The sequence below is a fragment of the Butyrivibrio sp. genome, from assembly GCF_017635265.1.
Classification (GTDB): Bacteria; Bacillota; Clostridia; order Lachnospirales; family Lachnospiraceae; genus Butyrivibrio.
The window spans coordinates 1-26,251 of record NZ_JAGBLU010000117.1 but is presented as its reverse complement, the minus strand read 5'-3'; the positions used below and the strand labels follow the sequence as shown (position 1 = coordinate 26,251).

At 43.1% G+C, this 26,251-nt stretch carries 39 protein-coding genes; 37 read left to right on the top strand and 2 right to left on the bottom strand.

The window, feature by feature from the left end; all coding sequences use genetic code 11:
* Positions 1-14: 14 nt before the first annotated feature.
* The 15 genes from J6O61_RS14445 (at position 15) to J6O61_RS14375 (ending at position 12,122) form a co-directional block, all read left to right on the top strand.
* Positions 15-365 carry a DUF4315 family protein gene (locus tag J6O61_RS14445; protein WP_292214659.1) on the top strand — a complete coding sequence of 117 codons (351 nt, stop codon included), beginning with the start codon at positions 15-17 and terminating at the stop codon, positions 363-365.
* Complete coding sequence (locus tag J6O61_RS14440; RefSeq protein WP_292214657.1) at positions 352-1,122, top strand: DUF4366 domain-containing protein; 771 nt, start codon at positions 352-354, stop codon at positions 1,120-1,122. Before J6O61_RS14445 ends, J6O61_RS14440 begins: the two co-directional genes overlap by 14 nt.
* Positions 1,122-1,667, top strand: coding sequence for a hypothetical protein (locus J6O61_RS14435; RefSeq protein WP_292214654.1), 546 nt, complete (start codon positions 1,122-1,124; stop codon positions 1,665-1,667). The genes J6O61_RS14440 and J6O61_RS14435 overlap by 1 nt, the downstream gene beginning before the upstream one ends.
* A gap of 123 nt (positions 1,668-1,790) precedes the next feature.
* Positions 1,791-3,005: an ArdC-like ssDNA-binding domain-containing protein gene (locus J6O61_RS14430; RefSeq protein WP_292214652.1), complete on the top strand. Its 1,215-nt coding sequence runs from the start codon at positions 1,791-1,793 to the stop codon at positions 3,003-3,005.
* A complete protein-coding gene (locus tag J6O61_RS14425) occupies positions 3,005-3,331 on the top strand; it encodes a hypothetical protein (RefSeq protein WP_292214650.1) in 327 nt (108 codons plus the stop codon). Before J6O61_RS14430 ends, J6O61_RS14425 begins: the two co-directional genes overlap by 1 nt.
* A 5-nt stretch (positions 3,332-3,336) precedes the next feature.
* The gene (locus J6O61_RS14420) at positions 3,337-3,750 is read left to right on the top strand and encodes a hypothetical protein (RefSeq protein ID WP_292214649.1); all 414 of its coding nucleotides are present in this window, start codon (positions 3,337-3,339) and stop codon (positions 3,748-3,750) included.
* A gap of 7 nt (positions 3,751-3,757) precedes the next feature.
* Positions 3,758-4,363, top strand: a complete 606-nt coding sequence (locus J6O61_RS19490) for a helix-turn-helix domain-containing protein (protein ID WP_330613793.1) — start codon at positions 3,758-3,760, stop codon at positions 4,361-4,363.
* Between the two features lies 1 nt (position 4,364).
* The gene (locus tag J6O61_RS14410) at positions 4,365-4,697 is read left to right on the top strand and encodes a plasmid mobilization protein (RefSeq protein WP_292214647.1); all 333 of its coding nucleotides are present in this window, start codon (positions 4,365-4,367) and stop codon (positions 4,695-4,697) included.
* A 59-nt stretch (positions 4,698-4,756) separates the two neighbouring features.
* Entirely contained in the window at positions 4,757-6,154 is a 1,398-nt protein-coding gene (locus J6O61_RS14405; protein ID WP_292214645.1) for a relaxase/mobilization nuclease domain-containing protein, read from the top strand.
* 231 nt (positions 6,155-6,385) lie between these two features.
* Positions 6,386-6,961, top strand: coding sequence for an MT-A70 family methyltransferase (locus J6O61_RS14400; protein WP_292214643.1), 576 nt, complete (start codon positions 6,386-6,388; stop codon positions 6,959-6,961).
* An 82-nt stretch (positions 6,962-7,043) separates the two neighbouring features.
* Positions 7,044-8,048, top strand: a complete 1,005-nt coding sequence (locus J6O61_RS14395) for a lysozyme inhibitor LprI family protein (RefSeq protein WP_292214641.1) — start codon at positions 7,044-7,046, stop codon at positions 8,046-8,048.
* A gap of 197 nt (positions 8,049-8,245) precedes the next feature.
* The gene (locus J6O61_RS14390; RefSeq protein WP_292214639.1) at positions 8,246-8,914 is read left to right on the top strand and encodes a hypothetical protein; all 669 of its coding nucleotides are present in this window, start codon (positions 8,246-8,248) and stop codon (positions 8,912-8,914) included.
* A 280-nt stretch (positions 8,915-9,194) separates the two neighbouring features.
* Positions 9,195-10,412 carry a DNA (cytosine-5-)-methyltransferase gene (dcm, locus tag J6O61_RS14385; protein WP_292214637.1) on the top strand — a complete coding sequence of 406 codons (1,218 nt, stop codon included), beginning with the start codon at positions 9,195-9,197 and terminating at the stop codon, positions 10,410-10,412.
* A gap of 17 nt (positions 10,413-10,429) precedes the next feature.
* Positions 10,430-11,677 (top strand): type II restriction endonuclease, encoded by a 1,248-nt coding sequence (locus J6O61_RS14380; protein WP_292214635.1) that lies wholly within the window; start codon positions 10,430-10,432, stop codon positions 11,675-11,677.
* Positions 11,670-12,122, top strand: coding sequence for a very short patch repair endonuclease (locus tag J6O61_RS14375; RefSeq protein WP_292214634.1), 453 nt, complete (start codon positions 11,670-11,672; stop codon positions 12,120-12,122). Before J6O61_RS14380 ends, J6O61_RS14375 begins: the two co-directional genes overlap by 8 nt.
* A gap of 9 nt (positions 12,123-12,131) precedes the next feature.
* Here J6O61_RS14375 and J6O61_RS14370 read toward each other — a convergent pair whose 3' ends face one another.
* On the bottom strand, positions 12,132-12,863 hold the full coding sequence (locus J6O61_RS14370) for an ion transporter (RefSeq protein ID WP_292214632.1): 732 nt from the start codon (positions 12,861-12,863) through the stop codon (positions 12,132-12,134).
* Between the two features lie 172 nt (positions 12,864-13,035).
* Between J6O61_RS14370 and J6O61_RS14365 the strand changes: the two genes are divergently transcribed.
* Genes J6O61_RS14365 through J6O61_RS14305 form a run of 13 tightly spaced genes read left to right on the top strand, consistent with a single transcriptional unit; the run spans position 13,036 to position 19,620 of the window.
* Entirely contained in the window at positions 13,036-13,338 is a 303-nt protein-coding gene (locus J6O61_RS14365) for a hypothetical protein (RefSeq protein ID WP_292214630.1), read from the top strand.
* A 16-nt stretch (positions 13,339-13,354) separates the two neighbouring features.
* On the top strand, positions 13,355-13,546 hold the full coding sequence (locus J6O61_RS14360) for a hypothetical protein (protein WP_292214627.1): 192 nt from the start codon (positions 13,355-13,357) through the stop codon (positions 13,544-13,546).
* Between the two features lie 2 nt (positions 13,547-13,548).
* Positions 13,549-14,001, top strand: coding sequence for a PaaI family thioesterase (locus J6O61_RS14355; protein ID WP_292214625.1), 453 nt, complete (start codon positions 13,549-13,551; stop codon positions 13,999-14,001).
* Between the two features lie 16 nt (positions 14,002-14,017).
* The gene (locus tag J6O61_RS14350; protein WP_292214624.1) at positions 14,018-14,461 is read left to right on the top strand and encodes a flavodoxin domain-containing protein; all 444 of its coding nucleotides are present in this window, start codon (positions 14,018-14,020) and stop codon (positions 14,459-14,461) included.
* Between the two features lie 18 nt (positions 14,462-14,479).
* Positions 14,480-14,623: a hypothetical protein gene (locus tag J6O61_RS14345; RefSeq protein ID WP_292214623.1), complete on the top strand. Its 144-nt coding sequence runs from the start codon at positions 14,480-14,482 to the stop codon at positions 14,621-14,623.
* Positions 14,620-15,342, top strand: coding sequence for a YoaK family protein (locus tag J6O61_RS14340; protein ID WP_330613792.1), 723 nt, complete (start codon positions 14,620-14,622; stop codon positions 15,340-15,342). The genes J6O61_RS14345 and J6O61_RS14340 overlap by 4 nt, the downstream gene beginning before the upstream one ends.
* Positions 15,339-16,100, top strand: coding sequence for a YdcF family protein (locus tag J6O61_RS14335; RefSeq protein ID WP_292214622.1), 762 nt, complete (start codon positions 15,339-15,341; stop codon positions 16,098-16,100). The genes J6O61_RS14340 and J6O61_RS14335 overlap by 4 nt, the downstream gene beginning before the upstream one ends.
* 2 nt (positions 16,101-16,102) lie before the next feature.
* Positions 16,103-16,225, top strand: a complete 123-nt coding sequence (locus J6O61_RS14330) for a hypothetical protein (RefSeq protein WP_292214620.1) — start codon at positions 16,103-16,105, stop codon at positions 16,223-16,225.
* A 12-nt stretch (positions 16,226-16,237) separates the two neighbouring features.
* The gene (locus tag J6O61_RS14325) at positions 16,238-16,936 is read left to right on the top strand and encodes a DUF3841 domain-containing protein (protein WP_292214618.1); all 699 of its coding nucleotides are present in this window, start codon (positions 16,238-16,240) and stop codon (positions 16,934-16,936) included.
* Entirely contained in the window at positions 16,930-17,808 is an 879-nt protein-coding gene (locus tag J6O61_RS14320; protein ID WP_292214617.1) for a hypothetical protein, read from the top strand. Before J6O61_RS14325 ends, J6O61_RS14320 begins: the two co-directional genes overlap by 7 nt.
* Positions 17,809-17,826: 18 nt before the next feature.
* A complete protein-coding gene (locus J6O61_RS14315; RefSeq protein WP_292214615.1) occupies positions 17,827-18,384 on the top strand; it encodes an NUDIX hydrolase in 558 nt (185 codons plus the stop codon).
* A complete protein-coding gene (locus J6O61_RS14310) occupies positions 18,374-18,934 on the top strand; it encodes a sce7726 family protein (protein WP_292214613.1) in 561 nt (186 codons plus the stop codon). Before J6O61_RS14315 ends, J6O61_RS14310 begins: the two co-directional genes overlap by 11 nt.
* A gap of 2 nt (positions 18,935-18,936) precedes the next feature.
* Positions 18,937-19,620, top strand: coding sequence for a hypothetical protein (locus J6O61_RS14305; RefSeq protein ID WP_292214611.1), 684 nt, complete (start codon positions 18,937-18,939; stop codon positions 19,618-19,620).
* 69 nt (positions 19,621-19,689) lie between these two features.
* Here J6O61_RS14305 and J6O61_RS14300 read toward each other — a convergent pair whose 3' ends face one another.
* Positions 19,690-20,202, bottom strand: coding sequence for a helix-turn-helix domain-containing protein (locus tag J6O61_RS14300; RefSeq protein WP_292214609.1), 513 nt, complete (start codon positions 20,200-20,202; stop codon positions 19,690-19,692).
* A gap of 308 nt (positions 20,203-20,510) precedes the next feature.
* Between J6O61_RS14300 and J6O61_RS14295 the strand changes: the two genes are divergently transcribed.
* From J6O61_RS14295 to J6O61_RS14255, 9 genes are all read left to right on the top strand, one after another.
* Positions 20,511-20,963, top strand: coding sequence for an Hsp20/alpha crystallin family protein (locus J6O61_RS14295; RefSeq protein ID WP_292214606.1), 453 nt, complete (start codon positions 20,511-20,513; stop codon positions 20,961-20,963).
* 227 nt (positions 20,964-21,190) lie between these two features.
* Positions 21,191-21,541: a helix-turn-helix domain-containing protein gene (locus J6O61_RS14290; protein ID WP_292214605.1), complete on the top strand. Its 351-nt coding sequence runs from the start codon at positions 21,191-21,193 to the stop codon at positions 21,539-21,541.
* 324 nt (positions 21,542-21,865) lie between these two features.
* The gene (locus J6O61_RS14285) at positions 21,866-22,285 is read left to right on the top strand and encodes a hypothetical protein (RefSeq protein ID WP_292214603.1); all 420 of its coding nucleotides are present in this window, start codon (positions 21,866-21,868) and stop codon (positions 22,283-22,285) included.
* 66 nt (positions 22,286-22,351) lie between these two features.
* Positions 22,352-22,483 carry a hypothetical protein gene (locus J6O61_RS14280; RefSeq protein WP_292214602.1) on the top strand — a complete coding sequence of 44 codons (132 nt, stop codon included), beginning with the start codon at positions 22,352-22,354 and terminating at the stop codon, positions 22,481-22,483.
* On the top strand, positions 22,443-23,006 hold the full coding sequence (locus J6O61_RS14275; protein ID WP_292214600.1) for a hypothetical protein: 564 nt from the start codon (positions 22,443-22,445) through the stop codon (positions 23,004-23,006). Before J6O61_RS14280 ends, J6O61_RS14275 begins: the two co-directional genes overlap by 41 nt.
* A 201-nt stretch (positions 23,007-23,207) precedes the next feature.
* The gene (locus J6O61_RS14270; RefSeq protein ID WP_292214598.1) at positions 23,208-23,537 is read left to right on the top strand and encodes a helix-turn-helix domain-containing protein; all 330 of its coding nucleotides are present in this window, start codon (positions 23,208-23,210) and stop codon (positions 23,535-23,537) included.
* A 125-nt stretch (positions 23,538-23,662) separates the two neighbouring features.
* Positions 23,663-24,256, top strand: coding sequence for a hypothetical protein (locus J6O61_RS14265; RefSeq protein WP_292214596.1), 594 nt, complete (start codon positions 23,663-23,665; stop codon positions 24,254-24,256).
* Positions 24,257-24,262: 6 nt separating this feature from the next.
* Complete coding sequence (locus J6O61_RS14260) at positions 24,263-24,484, top strand: hypothetical protein (RefSeq protein ID WP_292214594.1); 222 nt, start codon at positions 24,263-24,265, stop codon at positions 24,482-24,484.
* A gap of 79 nt (positions 24,485-24,563) precedes the next feature.
* On the top strand, positions 24,564-25,853 hold the full coding sequence (locus J6O61_RS14255) for a site-specific integrase (protein WP_330613791.1): 1,290 nt from the start codon (positions 24,564-24,566) through the stop codon (positions 25,851-25,853).
* The last annotated feature ends 398 nt before the right edge of the window (positions 25,854-26,251 follow it).

Genomic DNA, 26,251 nt, shown 5'->3' with positions numbered 1-26,251 from the left:
CACATGGAGGGAATATGTTTGAAAAGTTAAGAAAGTACAGGGCTGACCGGGAACGCTACATCAAAAAGATAGAAGAGTTCCAGCAGAAGGTGGATGCCCTGGACGAAAATATCAGATCAGAGGAGGCTACTGCCATTGTCGGGGTTATAAACCTTTTGCAGATGACACCTGAAAAGGCTGCGGAGAGGCTCGGATATATCGAAGAAGAGAGAAAGCCTGCTCCTAAGAAGAGTTCTGCATCGGATAAGAATTCCGGTAAAGATAATGGGAAGAGCTCTGACGGAAAAGAGCCTGCCGGCAGCACAGAAGCTGCAGAAAACAACGATAACAAGTTTGAGGGGGATGTGTTAAATGAAGTTTATTAATTCAATAACAGCCAGGGCAAAAGTTCTTGGCATGTCAGTGGCTCTTTGCGGGTCACTTTTTTATTTGAATCCTGTAATAGCTGCAGCCGGAGGTCCTGACTGTATCTGCGAAACAAAATGTACAGAGGATCATGTTAATCCGGATTGCCCAATATGCAAGGAAGATTATCGCAACTGCGAGGGTAAGGATCCTGAGATCGAGGAGAAGTGGGGACCACTTACTCCCGATGGAAATATGGAACTTGTGGATGATTACGGCAGCCTTGAAGCTGGCGGAAAGCAGTTCATCACAGTAATGACCAAAAACGGCAACTATTTTTACATCATCATTGACCGTGATGATGAGGGCAACGAAAAGGTACATTTCCTTAACATGGTCGACGAGTCAGATCTTCTGTCCCTTATGGATGAAGACCAGGTCAGCGAGTACATTGCTGTTACAGGAAAGGGCAAGGTTGAGGAAAAGGTAGAAGAGAAGCCGGTTGTTCCTACCCCTGAACCTGAACCGGAACCGGTAAAAGAGCCTGAACCTGAGCCGGAACCAAAGAAGGATGTTAATGTGAATGGCATTATGGCTATTATTCTGATCATTGCTCTAGGCGGTGCAGGCGGATTCATATATTACACTTCTACAAAGAATTCAAAAAAGAAAAACACCCAGCCAGATCCCGATGAGGACTACGAGGATGAGGACTACCTTGGCAGCATCAGTGATGATGAAGAGAGTTCATATGATGATAGTGGGGAGGAAGAGTGATGGTTGATGAAAAGATCTTTCCCAGAGAGAAGCTGCATGAGTCTCTCGGAAGACTCTTTAGCTTCCTTGACTATGACCAGTGGATGGAGATGCTGGATTATACCGGTGGCTCTGATGATTACGAGTATGAGGACGATGAAGTGATCATAGAAGCCCTTGCTGACAGATATACGGAAAACCTCTGTCCGAATATCTATGACTATTTCAAAGAGGATATTCCTGTACTTACAACTTACATTAAGGACATGGCTCCCGACCCGCTGGTACTGTTTTATATACCGGCCGTGAAGATTTATGAAACCATAGAATGTGCCGACAGCGATGGAGAGGCGGATGTTCTCGACAGGGATCAGGTATATCTCCTTGCGGACGGCGATATCGTTCTTGTGAAGTCAATACGAATGGGGCATGGGAATATCTGCTCGGAGTATAAGACTGAAATAGGCACAATCACTGACAGCGAGGATTTCTGTTTTGATGAAAATGACCTCTTTTCCAGACTCAGTGATATCTGGGAAGGATATCATGATGAGGAGGATGACTGATGGCACGTAAGTCGAGATACATTTCATATGCACAGGCGGCTAAGAAAGCTGCCGGGGGGGAGTCTGCTAAGCAGGCTCCTTCTTCCTTTAAGGCACCAGTGAAAAAGAAATGAGGTGAGCTGAATGGCAGAAACAAATAATAATGCTCAGGACATGAACTTCAAAAGCCGTGAAGACAGGCTGAAAGAGCTGACAGACCAGCTTGAAGTTGGAGTAAAGGCTGTAAGAAACAGCGCAGAGTTTAAGACTCTTTTAGCTACAATGGCAAAATTTCCACATTACTCTCTGAACAACTGCATCCTTATCTCCATGCAGAAGCCTGGTGCAACTTTATGTCAGAGCTATGGTGCGTGGAAGAAGATGGGGCGTTATGTGAAGAAGGGTGAAAAGGGGATCAAAGTGATTGCCCCAGCTCCGTATACTATCGAAAAGGAAGTAGATAAGCTGGATGCCAACGGGAAGGTTGTTTTGGATAAAGATGGGGAACCTGTAAAAGTAAAACAGGAACTCAATCTCATGGGATTCAAGGCAGAGAGCACCTTCGATGTTTCACAGACGGAAGGAAAAGAACTTCCAAAGCTCGGAATAGACGAACTTAAGGGTGATGTTAATAAGTTTTCCCTGCTCATGGATGTCATAAGAGAAGTGAGTCCTGTTCCTATCGGTTATGAAGATATAACCACCAGGGCTAAGGGTTACTATCATGTAGCTGAAAAAAGGATTGCAATTCAGAAAGATATGAGTGAGCTGCAGACTCTTAAGACATGCCTTCATGAAGTAGTACATGCCAAGTTACATTCCGATGCTGACAGTAATATCAGTAAGAACAGAAAAGAGATAGAAGCTGAAGGAACTGCAGCCGTTGTCCTCAACTTCTTTGGCTATGATACCGGAGCATATTCTTTTCCATATCTTGCATCATATACAACCGATGAGTCCATGAAAGAGCTGAAAGCTGCTCTTAATACAATAAGGGCAACATCAGCAACAATCATCAGGGCTGTGGAAGACAAGATGCTGGATAAAGAAAAGTCGCAGGTAATGAGTCCTGAGCAGGAGGCAGAGCTTGAAAAATATGCCAGGGAGCAGAGAGAGCAGGCTAATGATCAGAGGAAGGATGATGACTGGCCACTAAAGGACGATGAGGGTGTTGTTGCTGACAAAACAGCTACTAATGGAAATGTTGGCAGAAAGATTCTTGGAACAGTAAGGATCCTACCGGATGGAGCTGGCGGAAAGAGACCATCTCTTTTGGACAAGCTCAAGATTGAAAAAGAAAGACTAAGCAGGGAAAAGGCTGCCGGAGGCGCAGCCAATGAAAAGGGGGTAGCAATTTAATGGCAAGAAAACAGGACATTATGGAGAAGAACATCGAGCTTCATGAAGAGAACAGAAAGCTTCTGAAGTCAGTAAAGAGTGGAGTCGATATGGCATATCTTATCAAGGATATGGCTCAGACCATGAGAAGGTCACTTGATCTGGTTGAGAAAGAGCTTTCTCTTTTTGGTGATGCGAGTGATCTGCTGGAGACATCCAGAGATATGGCTGATGGCATCAAGGAAGTTGCATCTATTCTTATCCATGAATACAGATATGAATATGATGAGGACTATGCTTCAGATTTTGGCTCAGATGTCTGTGACGACTTCATGGGAGAGGAGTAAAAGTTATGGGAATTGTAAATGATGATGGCTGGATGGATGCATCAGCTTACGATGATGAACTTCCTTTTGGCAGCTTTGATGATGGTGAAAAGATAGAAGCTCCTATTACAGATGATGTTGTCGGTGTATGTCCCTGCTGCGGCACCAACGTTGTTGAAAGAGATAAGGCGTATTTCTGTGACAACATGGACTGTAACTTTGCCATCTGGAAGGACAACAGATTTTTCCAGGCCATCGGACGGGAGATGACAAGAGAGATTGCTGAGGAACTCCTTAACTGCGGAACAGTAAAGCTCATGGGTTGTAAGTCCCGAAAGACCGGCAAGACTTTTAACTGCTACGTTGATATCACCTATGACGATGAAGGAACGGTGCAGTATGAGATTCGATTTCCCAAAAGAAAATTCAGAAGGGAGTGAGGCTGTTATGGAAAGAAAAACTGGAACACCCGTTGAAAAATGGGATGACGTTAATGGAACTGCTCCGGCAGTGTCACAGCATATTGAGATTGGGGCAGATACAAATGCAATGCCTATGATAACAAATGACATTTCCCAGGGCGAAAGATTTATCCAGCTTCGGGAGTCTACCGGCATGAGCAGGAAAGAATTTGCTGATTACCTTGATATTCCCTACAGGACAATGCAGGACTGGGAGCGGGATGTGCGTACCATGCCGGCATATGTCTTTTCCCTTATCGAGTACAAGGTCAGGGTTGAGTTTGGAATAAAGCTTCCACAGGAGCTTGACCCGAATGCTCTTGGAAATGTGAGGAGAGGGCTGGAAGACCAGATCGAGCAGAACGACAACAATCTTGATGGCATCATTAACAACGTCAAGGTTGAAGAGCCTGCTGAAAAATTCCGCGACGATAACTGTAATGGCATTCCTGATGAAGAGGAGATCAGAGAGCATCACGAGAAGGTAGAAGAGAAAGCGGAGAAGACTTCTCTTCTGAAGAAACTTCGTGACTGCAAGCCTGAAACAGATGAAAGGCCTCATCGATGTTTTGCTCCTGAGCTGGTGCTGTGATATGGAAAAGGTAAGAAATGAGATCCACGTCAGGGTAACTCCTGAAGAAAGACAGCGGATTAGGGACTGCATGGAAGCAGCAGGGGTAAAAAATCTGAATGCATATATGAAGAAGATGGCTATTGATGGCTACATCATCAAGCTGGACCTGTCCGATGTGAAGGAAGTGGTGAGGCTCATGCGCATCAACAGCAACAATCTGAACCAGTATGCGAAAAAAGCAAATGAGACCGGCAGCATATATCAGTGTGACATTGAGCAGCTCCGGACTCAGCAGGAAGGTATCTGGGAACTCATCAGACAGATACTTGAAAGATTATCGAATATAAAGTGATATGTGCGGCTATGGGAGAGAATCCTGTAGCCGCAATTTTGTGATTCTATGGAGAGATTATGGCAGCGACAAGACTAATCGCATTACATCAGAATAAAGGCAGGACTCTTAATAAGTGTATCGGGGAGAGAACGGATTATGCAATGAACCCGGACAAAACCGAGAACGGAACTTATGTGACTTCATATGCCTGTGATCCGAAGACAGTGGATGAAGAGTTTGCAGTATCAAAGAGAGAATATGAGCAGATAACTGGTCTTAAGAGGCCGGACAACGTAATTGCATATCAGATCAGGCAGTCGTTCAAACCCGGGGAGATTACACCGGAGGAAGCAAACCGCATCGGATATGAAACTGCCATGAGATTTACAAAGGGCAACCATGCTTTTATTGTAGCGACACATACTGACAAGAAGCATATCCATAATCATGTGATCTTTAATTCTACTACGCTGGACTGTACCAGGAAGTTCAGGAACTTCTGGGGTTCGGGTATTGCCCTTGGAAAACTTTCCAACATTATCTGCATGGAAAATGGATACTCCGTGATTGCTCCGGCTCCATATCACAGCAAGACAACTTACATCCATGAAGATGCAGGCCCGAGTTTTCGCGACAGGCTCCGGGAGAATATCGACATAGCTCTTTCCAAAAAGCCAAAGACCTTTGAGGATTTTTTAAAAGAGCTTTCGGCGCTGGGCTATGAGATAAAGAGGGGCAAGCATATTTCTGTAAGAGGGAATGGTCAGCAGCGTTTCATCAGATTCAGATCTCTTGGAAAAGGTTACACCCAGGATGAGCTGGTAAAAAAGATCGGGGGTGTTGCCAAAGGCGCTGACATGAAGAAGGACAGTGTTCCATTTTACAAAGAGGACAGCTTCGACCTGCTTCTTAATCTTCAGGACATCATTGCAAAAGGAAAAGGTCCCGGCTATGAAATGTGGGCTAAGAAGTTCAATGTGAAAAATGTCATGAAGGCAATTCTCTTTTTCCAGGAGCAGGGACTTCGTTCTTATGAAGAACTGGAGAAAAGAGCTGGAGATACATCTGACCGTTTTAGCAAGCTCAGCTCCGACATAAAGGCTTATGAAAAGAGGCTGAAGGAAATCTCTGAGCTTCGTAGCAACATCATCACTTATGCCAGGACCAGAGATATATATGCCGATTACCGCAAGTCCGGTTACAACAAAAAGTTTTTTGCAGAGCATAAGGAAGACATCATGGCTCATAAGGCTGCCAAGGATTCTTTTAACAACCATGAAGGAAAACTTCCATCGATAAAAGAACTATCGGCAGAATATGATGAAGTCCTGGCTAAAAAGAGAGCTGCCTATGCAGAGTACAAGGAAGTTAAGAAGGACATGCAGTTATATCAGACTGCAAAGTATGACATCGACCAGATACTGGGTATCGATGGTCAGCAGAAAGAAAATAAGGAGCGTGAACACACGCGGTAAAAATCAGGGCACTGTCATCTGAGGCAGTGCCCAAATCCATGCCATCATCTTGGCGACTTTTTCAAAAAGCTCCGAAGGAGCGTAGTCAGATTTTTAATCTGAATGCTTAGGGGATTGGGGATGTGCCCCAACAAGTGAGCATCATGGGCGCAGGATGCACCACTTGCAGCGTTGCGACGCCGGGGTACCGGAGATGGGGCAGGTGGATCTTTTGAAGGGGGATTTGTGAAAATGAAAAACAAAAATAAAAATGGGGAGCAGAAAAAATACAGCGTGATCTATTGCGATCCGCCATGGAGATATGCAGTCTGGTCAGACAAGGGGAAGGGAAAGGCAGCTGAGAATCATTATCCTACTATGAAGCTGGAGGACATCTGTAGACTTCCTGTTGCAGATATCGCTGCGGAGGATGCAGCTCTTTTCATGTGGGCAACATTCCCGAACCTGAAAGAAGCGTTTGATGTAATTGATGCCTGGGGATTTGAATACAAGACTGTGGCCTTTGTCTGGGCAAAGCAGAACAAGAAATCGGATTCTCTTTTCTGGGGCATGGGTTACTGGACAAGAGCCAACGCTGAGGTGTGTCTCTTGGCAACCAAAGGTCATCCTAAGCGTGTCAGCAGAAAAGTCCATCAGGTGATCATCAGCCACATCGAAGAGCATAGTAAGAAACCTTCCGAGACGAGAGACAGGATCCTGGAACTTATGGGTGAAGTTCCGCGGGTAGAATTATTTGCGAGACAGAAGACTCCCAGCTGGGATATTTGGGGCAATGAGCTGGAAAATGATCTGGAGCTGGCAGCATGATTGTAGATAATCCACATTGACTTAGGTACAAAAACGGGACTACCATTTATTGGTACAAAAAGGAACGAGGGGTAGTACTATTATGAGAAAATTTGTGACATGTGGATTTGTTATTGCAACTGCTGCGATGGTATTGGCTGGCTGCGCAGGTAGCACTAGCAATGAAGAAATCAGTTCCATTTTTGAAACACAGACAGATGCAAATGCTGACAAGGCAGCAGGCGATAATGCCGGGACAGGTTATGGTGTAGCAGATGGAAGCGGACAGGGTGATAATTCCGATGTGGCTCCTGCAGAGCAGACCTATGGCGTGAGCATTTGTGATGAGACATCAACGCTTGATTATTCGTATGACTACGATAGTGAGATCAAGTTTGCAGTACAGAATGCTGTTGTGGAGTCAGGTTCTTACGCAGAAGAGTTTGCAAAAGTGGATGCAATATGTGAGCACATCACTTCACGCAGAAGCGATAGCGAGAACCAGGCTGAGATGAATGTGGCTGCAAGCTTATATTTCAAGGTATGGGATTATGAGCTGAACGATCTGTGGGGAAGATTCTCAGATGGCGTTGATGATCAGACCAAGGAAAAAGTTCTCACTGACCAGCGAAACTGGAATAGCATGAAGGAGAGTGCAGTACTTGAAGCACTCGGTCCTGCAGACGAAGGTGGAAGCATTTATCCTGTTCTGTATTATGACCTGCTGGAGAACAGCACCAAGACAAGATGTTATTTCATTGCAAAAGAGTTTGCTGCTTTCAAGGGCGTTGATTTTGTAATACCTGCCAAGGGTGTTACCGGCATGTACATCGATAATCAGGGAACCGGAGAAATCTACGGATCACTTTACGTTTCTGAAGGATGGGAGTCCGGCTATAACTGCAAGATATCCATCTACAGAACAGGAGAGCTCGAAGGAAGCGTTGAGGAAGCCAGTGCAGGAAAGCTTTCATTTGTTTCATATGATGATAATGTCAAAGGAACAATTACTTACGGTTGGGATGGTGCAATCTTTGAAGTGACAGAGGTTAATGGCGGTGCCATTGTCAGCGTTGGCGATGTATATGAATTCCCGTTTGTGTTCTGAGAAAAGGTGAGAGATGATAAACGATTACTGCGTTATATTTGATATGGATGGCGTTATCTTTGACTCGGAGAGAGCCTGCCTTCAATTCGAATCCGTTTGCCAGTGGCAATAAGTAGTTCTCTTCTCTTTTCTCTGTCAGCGTTAAAGTTTATGTAGGACAGTCATCGGATCTTTCCAAGAGAATTAATCAGCATATAGTGGGAAAAGACTGGTGGGAGAGTGTGGTAATTCTTACAACACAGAGCGACAGCCTTACACATACAGATATAGACTATCTGGAATCTGTCCTGATAGAGAAAGCCAGGAGCATAGGGAAGCTTGACTGTGATAATAAAAATAAAGGCAATAATCCAAAGGTCGATAAGTTCCGTGAAGTATTCCTTGGACAGTACCTTGATGAAGCTTTGTTTCTGATGCAGCTGATAGGAATAACTGTGTTTTCTGATGCAAAAGCAGATAAAGCCGGATCCTTGATCAACACGATTGATATTAAGACCAAGCTTGCGCTGGGTAAGCGTGCCAAGACAGAAGCAATAACATTTATTAATGAACATGGTGTTGCCATAGATAAAACAGCAACGTATTCTGTGTTGCCGGATGACAAATCTGCGTTCTGGGCAAATCTGAGGACAAATCTGTTGGAGACAGACTGGGATATAATCCTTAATGATAATTCAAAGATGGAACTGATTGTCATGAGAATACCAGCTCGTACACTTAAACTTGCGACGGATGCGGAGTCCGGTATTCTGGTAAGGACAGATAAGAAAGATCAGATGGATATAAAAATAGACCCAGGGAGCTTCATAGATAAACGAAGCGGAACTGACTTTTCTTCATTTATTGTAAAGAGAGTTCAGTATTAGAGCAGCAGGAGAATCAGAACAGTTAATGTTTTGGTTCTCTTTTTTGATTAGAAAGCAGGTGAATACTGGCTTTTCAGGCTGGCATTTTTATAGGACTCCTAATGTGTCATTAATAGAATGTAAGGTATGTAAGGTATAGCGGGAAACAATCTACTGGAAGGTATATTTTGTATGGGGAAGGATAATATACCACATATTTCCCCTATATATTGTGTCACGGACATGATTTTGTTATAATGGGATAGAATTGGTATGGGATAATACCCGGGAGGAGTAAAGTATGGCAAAGCAGTTACATGTCAGGCTTGATGATGCTGTTTATGAAGCATTAACAGGATGCAACACCAGTGAGAATTCATCTCTGCAGGATGTAGTATCATCTGCAATCATGCAGTATATAAATAATCAGAACAAGGAAGTTCCTGAGAATGCGAACTTCACATTCATAGATCTTTTTGCCGGCATAGGCGGAATGAGACTTGCTTATGAAAATGCCGGTGGTCATTGCGTTTATTCCAGCGAGTGGAACAAGTACAGCCAGCAGACATATTTTGCAAACTTCGGTGAGCAGCCGGAGGGCGATATAACAAAAGTTGATGAGAATGAGATACCGGATCATGATATTCTTGTTGCCGGTTTTCCCTGTCAGCCATTCTCCATTGCGGGTGTTTCAAAGAAACAGAGTATGGGAAGGGCAACAGGCTTTGAAGACAAAACACAGGGAACTCTTTTCTTTGATGTATGTAGAATCTTAAAGGCCAAGAGACCTAAAGCATTTATGCTTGAGAATGTTAAGAACCTCTGCAGCCATGACAGGGGAAGAACATTCAAGGTTATCTGCGAGTCACTTGAGGAGCTTGATTATGAGGTATTCTACCAGGTCATTGACGGACAGGCCTTTGTGCCTCAGCACAGGGAGAGAATTATCATTGTCGGCTTTGACAGAAAGCGCTATGGCAGTGATATAGGATTCTCTTTTGATATAAACAGGGTTGATCCCAAACCTGTCATGAGAGATATTCTTGAAAAAGAGGTTGATTCAAAATATACATTATCAGACAAGCTCTGGACGTATCTTCAGGGATATGCTGCAAAGCATAAAGCAGCCGGAAATGGATTCGGATATGGTATTGCAGATCCGGGTGGAGTATCAAGGACATTAAGCGCAAGATACTACAAGGATGGATCAGAAATCCTTATTGCACAGGAAGGAAAGAATCCAAGAAGACTTACACCAAGGGAGTGTGCCCGTCTGCAGGGATTTCCGGATACATTCAAAATAACTGTCTCTGATACCCAGGCATACAGACAGTTTGGAAATTCGGTTGTGGTTCCCCTTATGAGCAATGTGGCGCAGCTTATCTGCTCCAAGATTTCGGAGCTTGATGCCGTGGCAGAGCAGAATGCTGTAATAAAGGCAGAGAAAATAACAGCTGTGGGTATTGATGAAAACATTCCTGGGATAGTAGCCCGGGATGAAATGCAGGCGGTTGTCTAAGATATGAGGTGGATTGCATGGAAGCAGGGTATTTGAACCAGTATTTTAAGGCTGTTGCTGTGAAACGCCTCTCAGCAGTCGAAGCTGATGCGGCAGTGAGCAACCAGCATGAGTATAACGGTGTAAGTATGCTGAAGAAAATGTTCGGTACTGATGAGCAGAAGATCAACATACCAACGCACTTTCTTTATGTGACAGATGATGATAATGCGGTATCTGCGGATGGTGAACTGACCTGGTATGATGCAAGGTACAATCACCCTACAAGGACAGAATGGAGACTTTATTATCCGACCAATGCTGTCACGGAATCTGCAATTGCAGAGGACTCACTGTTCATATGTCTTAAGGCTGATGGAACAGTTCTTGCAATAATTGCGCGTAAGGATTCAATAATAGAGAACCAGCTTTTCTGGCTTTTCGATGTGAGACCGGATGAGAATCCTAACCAGTTTGTGGCCAAAACCGACATGACATCCCAGCCTTCTGACAAAGTGTCCTTTACGGCCAGAATGATACTGTATGCCATCGGTGTTGATGCACATGATGATAAAGAAGACTATACAGACATGCTGGTTGAAAAGTTTGGGAATGCATTTCCCTCTACGAGGGAGTTTTCAAAATTTGCCAGGGACACCGTTGAAGCTGATCCTGTTAATGATCCGGATGGGGCTCTTCTCCAGTGGTATGACAGGGAAGAAAAGATGTTCAAGTGCATGGAGAGATACCTGATACAGGAACGCCTTATGACCGGATTCAAGACAGGGGACGAGGTTGATGTTGATGCATTCATCAAATTCTCACTGTCGGTTAATAACAGAAGGAAATCAAGAGCAGGGCTTTCTTTTGAAAACCATCTGGAAGCGCTGTTTGCTGAACACAGTATAAGGTATTCACATACACCTACTACAGAGAATAATTCCAAGCCCGATTTCATTTTCCCTTCCATAGAGCATTACCGTGACACGAATTATCCGGCTGTGCAGCTTACAATGCTTGGAGCTAAAACAACCGCTAAGGACAGGTGGAGACAGGTCCTTGAGGAAGCAGACAGAATTGAAAGAAAGCATCTGATAACACTTGAAGGTGCCATTAGTGAGAACCAGACTAATGAGATGATCAGCCGCAAACTGCAGCTTGTAGTTCCTAAAGAAATCCATGCAACTTATTCTGAGAAACAACAGTCATGGCTGTATTCTGTTGAGGATTTCCTTGGACTTGTAAAAGAACGCCAGCTTTTTGCAGACAGGTATCCCAATGGCTGATGTACTTACAAAAGAACAGCGAATAAAGAATATGAAGCATATCCGCTCGAAGGATACAAAGATAGAAGTCCTTCTGCGGAAAGCCCTTTGGAACAAAGGATACAGATACAGAAAGAATTATGACAAAATTCCCGGGCATCCAGACATCGTCATCACAAAGTATAAGATTGCAATATTCTGTGATGGCGAGTTTTTTCATGGGAAGGACTGGGAAGTATTAAAGCCCAGACTGGAAAAGAGCAATAACAGCGAGTTTTGGATAAGCAAGATTTCAAGGAACCGTGAGCGGGATAATGAAATCAATAAACAGCTTTTGTATGAGGGATGGACTGTAGTACGATTCTGGGGAACAGATATAAAAAAGCATACTGATGAATGCGTAAAAGTTATTGAGGAAGCTATATTTGATTCAAGGCTTAGTGGCAGCGAAGAACCTGAGGAGTGAGTATAATAGTCATTCCTTGGGTTTGTTTTTCTTTTCTTCCGTCAGGGCATCGAGATACCCGGCAGTTATTATACCAGCAGGGAGTGCAACAATGGCAATTCCGAGAACCGATGAAAGCATAGTGATGACACGTCCTGCAGTGGTAACGGGATATATGTCGCCATAACCAACAGTCGTAAGAGAAACGGTTGCCCAGTAGACTGCATCGAAGAAGGTATCAAAAGACTGTCCTTCAACGCTGAAAACTACAAGTGCTGATACAAGGATATAGCCTATTGCAAGCGTGCATACTGCAAGAAGAGCTTCTTTAGATCTGTTTATTACACCGGCAATTATGATGATACTCTTGGAATATCTGAAAGCTTTGAAAATACGAAAGATTCTGAAGGTTCTGAATATACGGAAAAGCCTAAAAAGCTTGAAGCCGCTGTTGATAGGGGCAAGGGTTGGCAGTATCGATATGAGATCTACTATAGCCCAGGGAGTGAAGGGATATTTTACAAATGCTATGGGAGAGTGATCCTTAAGCTTATAATCGGCTGTTATAAGGCGCAGTAAGTAGTCCATGATGAACAAGACAGTGGTAATCCAGTCCGTACAACGAAATAGACCATAGCTCTTTTTAAATGCCAGAGGCAGTATGCTGATAATGATGGCAAGCAGCATTACTGCATCATACAGCGAACTTAATTTATCATTGTCTTCGGATATTTCTATGATTTCAAATATTCTTTTTCTCATATTGATTCCTCGCATACAAACAGAAGGCTTGTGACTAAGGGGCTATATATTCATGATACAATATTTGATACTTTAAGCCAAAGATATGCGTGTTTGGCATTTTGGCTGGATTTTAGGGAAACAAAATTAATGGTATCATTGTTAATATGCAGCGCAAAACAAGGAGATTGGAATGAGTGTTAACAGCGAAGGCTTTAGGGAAGTAAAAACATTTGAAGGTGAAACCCTTCTTGATAGATTTAAGTCTATGGAGAAGGATGGAATAACCGAAGAGAATATCATTGATTTCTTTGGCGGGGAGAATTCAAAGTACCTTGTTCTCAATATGATGGGTGGAGTGAATGAGGATGAATACAGGGAGTTTTACAAGTACTTTTCTGAGAGACATAAGCTTAACCAGCTTTTTCCCAAAGTTTTCAAAGAGAACTGGGATCAGGATCCGGTTATTATACGTGTGGGTAAGTCTTTAATGTAAGGTGGCATAAGCTGTAATGATAGATAAGGAATGCGCAAGGAAGATATTGGAAGAGAAACTTGCTGAAAATCTTGTTATAGTGGATTCCTATGAGAGCCCGGATGCCTGGTGCTTCGGGCTTGGACTTATTAATGATGATGGTAAGATTATGCCGCTCATGGGAGACAGCACTATAAGAATTAGCAAGGAAACAGGTGAAATGGAGTAAAGATGAGAAAGGCGCGTACTGAAAAGGAAAATGCAATCAGGGAGAAGATAATCCCCGAGCTTTATGCAAATGAATATAACAAGTTTATAGGCTTTGAAGTGCTGGAACTGAGCCCGACATATAGCAAGTCCAGGATAAAATGCGATACCAGACTCCATAACTCTTATGGAAGTATCCATGGAGGTGCGCTTTTATCTTTTGTCGATGCCATGGCTGGGGCGACAGGCAGCATGAGCGGTTATTATGTTACAACGGTTTCTGCCAATCTGAATTTCCTTCTGCCAGCCGTCAACACGGAATACATATACTGTGAATGTATGAAGCTTAAGACTGGAAAGCACATCCTTGTGTTTGATATAAGGGTAACTGATGATGCCGGTAATCTTCTCGACAGTGGGGAGTTTTCGTTCTTTGCAAGTAAAGTTCCGGTTCTGGGAGATAATCTTAAGTTTTGATTAAGGAGTTTTGTTGATGGGAAAGACAGCAATAGCGTATTACAGCAAGCATCACGGCAATACAAAGAAGGTGCTTGATGCGATAAAAGAATATGATCCAAAGGTCGTGCTCATAGATGTTACAGAGAAGCATGAGGTGGATCTAACAGGATATGACCGCATTGGATTTGCATCGGGAGTTTACTATAGTAAGTTTGCAGACCAGCTGCTGAACTTTGCCAGGGTAAATCTTCCTCCGCAGAAGGATGTCTTTTTCATTGCAACAGCAGGCAATCCGCTGGAACTGTATTTCAACTCTGTGGCAAATATAGCAAAGGATAAGCAGTGTAAGGAACTTGGCAGGTTCCAGTGTCCTGCGTGGGATACATTTGGACCATTCAAATTGGTTGGAGGCATTCAGAAGGGACATCCTGATGAGAAAGACCTTCAGGCAGCAGTGGAGTTTTACAAGAATTTATGATGGTGGGGATTTGTTTTGATGATGAGGGAGTTAACGGAGGAAGAGCGCGCAGACTATGACATGCTGGTAGATGGTGCCAAGCAGCTCACGATATTCGGAACGGAAGAGGAGCTGGATGCCAGGGATTATGTCATAGAGCGTTTTGATGAGGATGCATTGTGAGTGACCAGGTCAGTATCAGAAACTACATTACAAGACAGAAGCAGATGTCAGAGTCAATGCTGCTAAATCTTTTATTGGCATTTAGTGGTGGATTCCAGGATGCGTATACATACATTGTCAGGGATAAGGTCTTTGCAAATGCGCAGACCGGAAATATTGTTCTCATGAGCACATATCTTATGGAAGGGAAATGGCAGCGGGGATTCATGTATCTGTTCCCGATTTTTTCTTTTATGCTGGGAATTTTTATTTCTGATAATGTTCAGCACAGATTCCGGGCGGCGAAAAAGCTTCATTGGAGGCAGGGGATTGTCCTTGCTGAGATTGCGATAATGCTGGTGGTTGGATTCCTTCCGCAGTCTGTAAATATGCTTGCAAACTGCATGATCTCTTTTGCATGTGCGCTTCAGGTGCAGTCCTTCAAGAAAGTCCATGGAAATGTATATGCCAACACTATGTGCATCGGAAATCTCAGAAGCGGAGTAAGTGCTTTTTCGAATTATCTTAGAACAAGGGATGCAAAAGATCTGGGCAAAGCCCGTGATTATATCGTGGTCATTGTAGTATTTGCTCTTGGAGCAGGGATTGGTGGCAACAGCTCTCTTATCTTTGGTGAAAAGACAATATGGACTTCGGCAGTTCTTTTGCTGATATGTTTTCTTATGATGGGATTGGATAAAAGAGCTGACGATAAACATCCGGAAAGAGGGAATTTATGAAATATATGAGAACTATCTTTCTGGCGCTGATGCTTGTCTGCCTGATCTATTCCGTGAGCATCTACATGGTGGGAAGCGGAACCTTTTCTTTTGTTATATGGATTGCAGGCGCAGTCTTTTTCGGGCTGGCATTTTTCTTTTCAGGGAATGACAGATGGCTGAAAGTACCAACGGCGTTGAGGCGAACAAGCTACTTCCTTATTGCGGTGGTATTAGTGATTCTGATAACTTGCTTTGCTGCCATGATAAGCCATTTCGGGGACAAGGGCTCAAAAGGCCTGGATTATATAGTGGTTCTGGGAGCCCAGATGAGAAATTATGGACCAAGTATCATTTTCCAGTACAGGCTTGATGCAGCCTGTGACTGCCTTTCAGAGAATCCTGACACCATCTGCATTGTATCCGGAGGACAGGGAGCAAATGAATCTGTCAGCGAAGGGGATGGAGGAAAAGAGTATCTTGTATCAAAGGGTATAGCTCCGGACAGGATCATAGCTGAGACTAAAGCTATGGATACTACAGAGAATATAGCCTATTCTCTTGAAATCATGAAAGAGGCAGCAGGTACTGACAGTAAGTTGAGGATTGGCATTGTGACTAATAACTTCCATGTTTTCCGTGGAGTACATCTGGCAAAGAAGCTTACTGATGATGAGGTTTACGGGATTGCCGCATATACTGTTCCATGGTATCTTCCGAACAACATGATCAGGGAATGCTTTGGGATAATAAGGGATTTTCGAAAGATGAGGTTGTGATTATGAATAAAGGTACTAAAAGAGAATGGGCGATAATGGCAATACTGTTGGTGATTTCCTCATTGTTTGGGATGGCGGGATTCCTTGTTGGCCGTTCTGCATACGGAAAAACTGTTGGCAAGTGAAGGAGATAAACGGTGAGATTATATTCTTTTCAGGATCAGCAGGCTGTTGATGCCATTAACGCACTTGACGATGATACATATATGTTTACTGATTTCAGTAAAAGTCATCTGTACAGATCGGTCAGAGACCAGCAGACGCTGTTTGAAGCTTATAGGTGGATGGCGGAGAAACTTGCACAGAAGACAGATATCTATATAGAGACGGAGCAGCATGGGAAGATCCCGCCACTTCCATGGTGGGCATGGTATAAGGTTGATGGGAAATGCGAAGAGCCCTCAACTGAATATGAGATGACTAGCTGGGGAAAACAGGACTTTTCAAAGGAAAAGACTTATCTTCTCACACTTGAAGTCCCAGACGAAATGGTCCTTTTGTCAGACATAAACGCATTCTACAACTGCCTTGAAGGACAACCATGTTTTGACTATATGAGCGAGGAAGATGAAGAGAAAGCCAGGGAAGATTTTGCGGCGAAGTGCAGTGAGTTTGCAAAGACACGAGAAACGAAGCTTGGCGAGGAACTTGAAAGGCTCATATATGATTCCTGGGAAAATATCTTCATCGTGGATGGAAGCAGGAGGCTCAAAACCATCAACACAGGGCATCCGCTGATGCCGGTGATTGAAGAAAAGTATGATGTACAGGCTGCTTTTCCTGTAATGATGAAGCGGTTTATAGTGGATATGAAGGTTGTGATTGAAGGATGTTAGAGCATATTTCAGAGCTGATTAAAGGGCGAAGTGACGGAGTTTATCTTGGGGGAACGTATCTCACCAATTCCAAAAGATACTATATGACAGTGTTTTCGCAGATAAAGGATGATGTCATGAGCCATACTGTGACATCGATTATTGATCCGTTATGGGATGCAAAAGAAAAGAATGCACCTGAGGAAGTAGTGGAGCATGCTAAAGAGAACATAGATAAACTAATGGATGAGGCTGTTGAAGAGATATGCACTCATTTTACCGAGACTAACGAAATGTATGTTGTCGAAGATGCGTCTGGTATTCATAAGCTTTGGCGCAATGAATCTACAGATAAAATTGTTTTTATTGGTCACGGCTACCATTACCAATACCTTTATGAAAAAGTGGCCAATCCGCTTATTGGAGCTTCAAAAAGATACTCGGCAACAAAATTCTACGAAAAAATGGCTTCTGAACACGAGTCGATCTCAATACAAGATGCACTTGAGTATCTGAAAATGCATCCGGATGAGTTTACAAAAAAAGAGAGGGAAAAACTTGATCCAAATGATCCGGTTGTTTCTGTCGCGCATCTTGATATAACAAGGCGTACTGGAAATACTGATAAGAAGACTTTTGATTTTGTTTCAGTTGAAATCCTTTTAAGAAGTGATCTGAACATTCCGGATATGAGGGAGTATGTAAGAAAAAATCTTCAGGGGCTTAATCAAAGGGCACTGAATAAGATAGCTTCTGCTAAGCGATATCAATCGTTTGGGGTACCTGTAGATTACCTTACTTTGTATAGTATAGGTATTCATGTACAGAGTACAATCAGGATGATGTATGAACTAAGGCAAGTTGGGACTGTAGAGAGTGGTTATGACAACTGAGGCAGGGAGCTGGAATAAATGGAAGAACTATTTGATATAACTGATGAAAACGGCTTTGTGACTGGACAGACGGTCACAAGATTTGAAGCACATGATAAGGGTATCATGCACAGGACGGCCCATATATGGATTGTGAGAAAAAGTGGCGATTCTTATCAGGTATTGCTACAGAAGAGAAGTGAGGAAAAAGAATCTTTTCCCTCAATGTATGACACATCATCAGCCGGGCATATACAGGCAGGGGATGAACCTTTGGAGTCTGCTCAGAGAGAACTCTTTGAAGAGCTGGGCATAAGGGCTAATGAGGGAGATCTTACGTATGCCGGAAAGTTCCATATCAATTATGCTATGGAGTTCCACGGCAAGATGTTCAGGGACAACGAGGTGGCATTTGTCTATGTTTATGAAAGGCCCGTGGATGAGACCACGCTGGTCCTGCAGACTGAAGAAGTAGAAGAGGTAAAGTGGTTTGACATTGAAAAAGTCCTGGAAGGCTGCAAACACCGGGATGGTACGTTTTGTGTGCCGATTGAAGGACTTGAGACAGTGATGAGGTATCTTGGTTATGCTCCGTGATGCGGATATCAGGGATGGTCTTTGCGACTATCTTGAAACAAAATATGGCAAGATACGCTTCTTTGAAGAACTCACCATGGGAAAATCCAGGGCTGATATTGTTATTGTGACTGACTTGGGGCTGATGGGAGTTGAAATCAAGTCGGATGCGGATACCTATGAGCGGCTTTCAAGGCAGGTCAGGGATTATGACAGATTTTTTGATTACAACTATGTTGTTGTGGGGACGAGTCATGCTGGGCATATAAAAGAGCATGTCCCGGAGCACTGGGGAATCATTACTGTTGAAGATGATGGCGGAAAGTTGGACTGTTATGACATGCGTTCTCCGCAGCGCAGTCCGAAGGTGAAACTGACTAATCAGATGGGGCTTTTGTGGAAAAGAGAGCTGGCGGTCCTGCAGGAAGAGAACGGGCTATACAAGTACTCCGATAAGAGCAAGACGTACCGGAAGAAGTACCTGATGGAGAGCGTGGATAAAGAATTACTGAAAAAGCAGATGCTGGAAGTCCTGTTTGAGAGGGACTATTCGATATTTGAGGAGGATTGATTATGAAGAGAGCTGTAATAGCGGCATTGTCATTGATCATTGCGTTTGGGGTGACAGCCTGCGGTGCGAAAAAGGCAGATGATGCAGAAATAATAGGTGGGGCAGATGAACCCGCAACTATTGAGCTTCCCTCTACCATGGGTAAAGAAAGCAATGCTGATACACATTTCATGGAGTATCTGAAGGGAAATGAGACCGATGCAAACGGCGAGACATTCTGGGCTGTAGGCGAGCCTGATATGGAGTATGCCCTTTTTGACATGAACGGAGATGGCGTAAATGAGCTGATTGTCCGCTCTTTTGGGTATTGGATTTACGACATCATCGAGTATAAGGACAATAAAATCCAATCAGCAAATGTGGAGAATCTTGGATCTTCCGGTGTTACGTTCATAAACGATAAGAACCAGTTTGTCAGTGGCGATACAGGCCATCAAGGCCGCAAAATGTATGTGGTATCAGAAATTGGGGATAACGGGGAAGCTAAGGTTGTCATGGCTTTTGTAAACTACTACGACGACTGGGCCGAATCCGGATCTCCGGAGTTTTATAAACAGGAGAATCCACCTCAGGACTATCTTGAGAATATAGATAAATTCGAGAGCATTACTGAAGAGGAGTTCAATGCTCTTATGGACGAGTACTCTAAAGAAAATACTTTTATAGAGTGGGTAAAGCTTGAATAAGTGAGTAAATAAAGTAGTAGATATAAAAAGGAAAGAGTCCTGCGCCGAACTCTTTCCTTTTTGTTGGTGTCAGTGCCCAAGTGATATGTACTGCCCGGTTTTTTCCTTAAATATCCTGTGAGCCTCCGCCTGGCTCACAATCTTATATCTGTTATCTTCAGTGCCATCAATTCTTCTTGTGTATTTTTCTATTTCTTCTGGAGTTGATGGCCTTACCGATATTGTTCCCTCGGGTTCAAGTGAAAGCATTGTGTTTTTGACATCAAAACCTACAAATTCACTGGTTGCGTGGAACAGATCATAGCATCTCATATAGGCAAGTCTTCCGTTTATTCTGCCTTCAATAGTTATAAAGAATGAATGGTTCTCCAGGAATAGCTCCCTGTTCTCAAGTACTGGGATAGCGATGTCGAAATACTTCATCATGTTAAACATTGCATCATAGCTTGGCATAGAGTCTTTGTTTTTCCATCCACTTATGGCTGCTTTCGATACGCCCCATAATTTCGCAGCTTCATCGCTTACTGGCTGCAAGTTTTTTTCTTTGCATAAATCCAAATAGTTCATGTAAAAATCTGTCATTTTTAATCCCCCAGTCTATTAGTTAAGTATTTTGTTGCTGTTCACTTAACTAAGTATATGCAGTTAAGTATAATATGTCAATATGCTTAACTAAAAATATAGATATTAATTTTGTGCTGTAAATAGCAATATCTTTTTATTCAAATTAGCACTCTCTATTGACGAGTGCTAATTGCGGTGTTATACCATAAGTAGAACAAAGGAACAGAGAAGACCGTTAGGACTTTAGGTTTCCGATGATCTGAACCCTCCGTCCCAATGCTCATTAACAGTTAACCAATTGTTTCTGTGCAAAGGAGGTAAGCATTATGTTAGCACCTAGTATTTTTGAAGAGAATTTTTTGGATGACCTGTTCGGATTTCCTTATATGAAGGATTTCGACAACATGGAGAAAAAGCTCTATGGCAGAAAAGCAGCCAGGATGATGAGAACCGATGTCAGGGAGAAAGATGACAACTATGAGGTTGCAATCGACCTGCCAGGCTTCAAGAAAGAAGAGATTGAGGTTGAACTCAACGATGGTTACATCACAATCTCAGCTTCCAAGGGACTTGATAAGGACTCTAATGACAAGAAAGGCAGACTCATCCGTCAGGAGCGTTATGCCGGAGCAATGCAGAGAAGCTTCTATGTTGGTGAGAATATAGAAAAAGAGGATGTCGAGGCAACCTACAGACATGGCGTACTTACACTCACAATTCCTAAGAAAGCTGCTGAAAAGAAGCTTCCGGAAAAGAACCTTATAGCAATTGAAGGATAATAGAACTACCGATATCCCCGTCGTTCAATGTAACGGCGGGGATATTTTTTGCCCCAAAAACAATTTGCGCTCAATTTGCACTCAATGACAACTGGCTTAAAATATGATATAGGAGGCCATTAACTTAAACTATAGTTAAAGTACTTCATGTGTGGCTTATTTATGCTGAATATCCATTTAGTTAAACTTGAATAGAAGTGACTTGTATTGCAGATTATGGGGTGATTATGGATATTCAGTACGATAAAGTTGGACGTAGGATAAAGCGGTTGAGGCAAAAGCAGCGCATAAAACAGGCTGATCTGGCTGATAAGGCAGGTGTGTCTCATACATACATGAGCGAAATAGAAAGAGGGCAGGCAAGGGTTGGGCTTGAGATTCTTGTGAATATATCAGAAACACTGAGTGTGTCCCTTGATTATCTGGTTGGAAAAAAGAGTCCTGATGTTGTGCTCAGATATGGAAAGGAGATAGCTGATCTTGTGGAAGACTGCACGCCTGCAGAGAGGAAGTACTACTTGGCAGTGCTTAAAGAAATAAAAAAGAAGCACAGAGATTACGAAGGGTCGGATAAATGATATAGTATTATGTAATTGTTTTGTTGAGCTTTTTGCTTGAGGAGCGTTTGATTTATCAGTGTGCTTTTTGCTGTTAGAGAAAATGCTAACTTTATAAAATGTGAGTACAGGAGCCTTGTGCCGGGATGGCCGGGGCTTCTTTTTTATACTCTGATACTTATAAATGGTTGGTATAATGTAAGACCTCCGCCATCAAATCCGAGCAGACAAGCACGAGTTGACTTCTGGCGGAATCACGAAGTGTCGGTAATAAAAAACACGTGCAGTCGTCAGTGATTTCCGCGAGGATTTGTTGTTTAATAATTAACGGAGGAAAGTACATCCATGGCTAATATTGATATGAAGGACCTCACTCAGGCCGTTCGCGATAAAATGGATAAACAGAATATCAATCCACATCAGATAGCCATAGCAGCACGTTTGAGCTACAGCACTGTATGTGATGCTCTAAGAATAGACCGTGTACCAAAGCTTGATACTGTGCAGATACTGCTCAGGGCATTGGGATTTGAGTTTTCAGAAATACTGGAACCTTCAGTCAACACGCTGCATCTAAGCGATGAAGAAGACTATCAGTTTAGGAAGTATCGTAAACTGAGACCTGAAAATCAGCAGATAATCTGGAAAGTTATAGATTCCATGCTGGCTCTCCAGAGGGAAGAGGACTTGGAGTGGTATAAAAAGGAAAAGGGTAGTAAGACACGGAGGTCGAGCAAAAAGAATACAAAGAAAGAGAAGAAGTAATCAACAACTGTGGGCATTTAGTAATGCGCCTGCATAGCGACAACATGTTTTAACTACAAGGGGAATATGACAGGCAATCAGCGTGAAGCTCTATCTCATGACTGGTTGTCTGTTTTTGCGTTTTTCAGTAGTTCAGAGGGAAAAGAGGGAAGAGATTATGATGATGGCTACAATCACTACACACCAGATAATTGTTAATGAGTGTCTTGCTGAAGGCATTGATTATGATGAGATGGATGAAGTAATACGGTATCTGCTTGAGATGTTTAATGATGGGAAAGAGTATGCTGACGCTCAGGGACTTGCTTGGGTAAGCAACGAGTCAAAAAAGATTCCATACAGGACCAAGTTTCTTGATATTGTTGCGCATCCCTGGAAATATACCATGGAACAGAAGAGAGCATTTGCCTGGAAAGTAGCTTGTGAAACATGGTTTGAAGGTAAAAGTGCCTTAGTTCTTGACCAGATGAAGGCATTTGCTGCAGATGGAGTTGTTCTTGCGAAGATAGTGGATGAAATGTATCTTAGGGGAAAGAACAGACTGGTTTCCAATGATACTATGATTATGGAGACGGGGATTCCGAATACAAGGTTCTTCAAAGTCAAGAAGGATGCGATAGTTCTTTTCGGGCTTCTTATCTGGAAGTATTGCAAGCGCAGGGACATGGAAGACAAGATCAACGGAATTATTGATGAAAATGGGAATAAGATTGAGGATTGAGGCTGCTTCGGCAGTCTTTTCTTTTGCCCTTTATGCTGTAATTGGAGCGTAATTAATGTGTATTGGGGCTGTATTCGTAGCGTAATTAATGCGTAATCCAAATGCACCTGATGGTGCTATTATACACACTGTTCGCGAAAACAGTACCAAATAGCGCATTTGGAGTTTCTACTATATTAAAAGGAGAGGAGATGAGTACCTATGATTATGGCTACAGGAGCTACTGTTGGGGACAGGATCAGAGCACTGCGTGAAAGCAGGGGGCTCAGCCAGCAGGATATGTCAGAAGAGTTTTTGCTCAATGGCAGATCGACGCTTGCAAATTACGAGCTTGGGCTCAGGGATATACCGGTCAAAGTTCTGCTTCTTTACTCTGAGAAGTTCAACGTAACAACTGACTGGATACTTAAGGGTGATACGAGTTCCGGAAACAATGAGATCGATGAGCTGGTCAGAGCTTACAGCTCCATCAATAATTCTGTCGTGAAGCAGGCTGTGATCCAGCAGATCAGAGGCCTTGAGGACTTCTGAAAAGTGTCAGGCTGTGTGACGAAAACGACACAATAATTACATTGAAACTCAGTGTTCATGCGGTTTAAGATAGTATATGGGGTTACAACTTTAGATTATTACAGGCTTTCTGGAGAGGGGGACTTATGGCTGTAGTACGAAGTATTGTTGACAAATATCGAATCGCTGACCTGGACACAAGAGTGGATATCATCCTGCGTAACTACGCAAGGTTCAACAAGATGGTCGAGGGCTATGAAAAGTGCCTGAGCATTGTTATCCGAAATGAACGTGAGCATAGAAGGCGCAGGGAGCGCGGGGATCTGGGCGTAAGAGTCCAGACATCAAACATAAGTGATGTGACTGCAAATACTGCGGTTGAGAATGTTTCCATACAGGAAGCAATCCATGAGGGGGATTACAACACAGCACTTAAAGGCACTGAGGACTACTTCAAACACAGGGCAGAGATCAAGACACTGCTCGATATGAGAGATGATTACGAGATCGTCTGCAGCCAGGTGGAAAGCCTGGAAGATGATGAGAGGAAATTCCTGGAAAGATACATCGTGGAGAAAGAAAGCTTTTTTACCATCGCAGATGATGTCAATCTCTCTCCTGAAGCAGTAAAGTCAAGGATCAAACGTACTAAAAAGACTGTCAAGGAAGGTGCCGTGCTGTTTATGGAAGATAAATATTTCAGCGATGAAGCTGAAATGGAATTACAGATAGGAGCATAAACAGAAATGGGAAGATTAAAGATGACGCCGGCAGTTATGGGCGAACCTGATTACATCAGGATAGAGCAGGTGATGTACAAGTTTGGATGCAGTGAGAACAGGGCGAGAGATATCGGATTGAGATGCGGAGCTCAGAGGTATGTTGATGGATATGTTTCATATAACTATGAGATCCTTAAGAAGTATTTTGATACCTGCCCGTTACAGGATCCGGCTTTGGCAGAGTGAGTCATTGCGGCGTTATAAGACATGACATGTTCAGAAATATGATTGCTTTATCACGGAATCAGAGTCATAATTAATAGTGATGAAGCCCTGTGTTTTTGTGCATGTCATGTCTTCTTTAATAATAGGAGAATATATGGCATCAAGAAAAGATAGCAGGGGTCGGACGCTGAAGAAAGGCGAGTTCTACCGTAAGAGCGATAAAAGATTCTGTTACAGTTATAAAGACCCACTGGGCAGACGCAGGTACATATACGACAGGGACCTGATAGGCCTCAGGGAAAAGGAAGAGGAGCTCTTAAGGGACAAGCTGGACGGACTCGATTTGTACAGAAGGAGCACAGCAACGCTCAATTCAGTTTTCGACAGATATATGACAACTAAATATGAAATCCTTGGATCAACGGAGATCGGATATCTTTACAGTTACGACCATTACGTCAGGGATTCAATCGGTAAGAGGCTTATTGCAGAGATAAAATATACGGATATAATGACGTTTTACCTGAAGCTCCTTACGGAAGATGACCTCGGGATTGCCACAGTGGATAATATCCAGTCGTTACTGCATCCGACATTCGAGCTTGCAGTAAGGGATGAAATCCTCAGAAAGAATCCTACAACTGATGCGATCAAAGAGATATCCAAGAAGGGCATCAAGAAAAGGGGAAAGAGAACAGGTCTCACCAAGTCACAGCTAAAGACCTACATGGGCTATATGGCAACTCATCCAGTTTACTCTAAGTGGTGGCCGCTGTTTGTAGTTCTTTTTGGAACCGGGCTCAGAGCCGGAGAATTTGTCGGTCTGACCTGGGATGACATTGACCTTGAGAAGCGTACGATAAACGTCAATCATTCTTTGTCATACTACAAGAAAAAGGGTGAGAAGAAGTCAAGATTCCATTTACACAGACCAAAGACAGAGGCCGGTATAAGAGTAGTGCCTATGGTGGATTCCGTGAAGATGGCATTTGAGATGGCGAAGGAAGAGCTTGAGAGTTGTGAATATGAACAGCCGGAAGTGGACGGGCTTACAAATTTCATTTTCCTCAACAAGAATTCCAAAGTTCATAATCCACAGACCCTTAACCGTGAGATCAAGGATATAGTTGCACACTACAACAAGCTTGAAGAAGAGTGTGCAGCGAAGGAGAAGAGAGAACCTGAATTGCTTCCAAAATTCTCGCTCCACATTTGCAGACACACATTCGCAACGTGGCTCTGTGAGGTTTGCACAAACATCAAAGTCATCGCTTCGATAATGGGGCATAAGTTTGTAACAACCACCATGGATATCTATGCAGATCCAAGTGAAACAAAGAACCAGGAAGTGATGGCGATGCTCGGAATGAACATGGATGATGTATTTTGACAGCAAATTGGAAGTGACAGCATTTTGACAGCAGATACATCAGACAGTATTTTTTAGGGGCTCAATTCTCCAGCATGAAACAAGCAAAAATGGCTCATTTTCAGTGAGTCGTATCACAAAAAAATACCTGACAGCAGATTTGACAGCAAAAAGTTGGGTGAGGGGTGCACTGAGAGGTACAGATGGGTGCACCGCCAAGGTATGATAAGGTGCCGTGAGGTGCAAATCGTACGGAGAGGTGCAGGAACTCCTCAAAATCCCGACCTTGAAGTCAACAAGCAAGTAAACCCCAGTAAAATCAAGGGTTTCAAGTGGTAAAAGGAACTTAGGTACCACAAAAGTGCCACAATAGTTCCAATTGTAGATGCAGAACAGTACATGATAATGCATTTACTCCT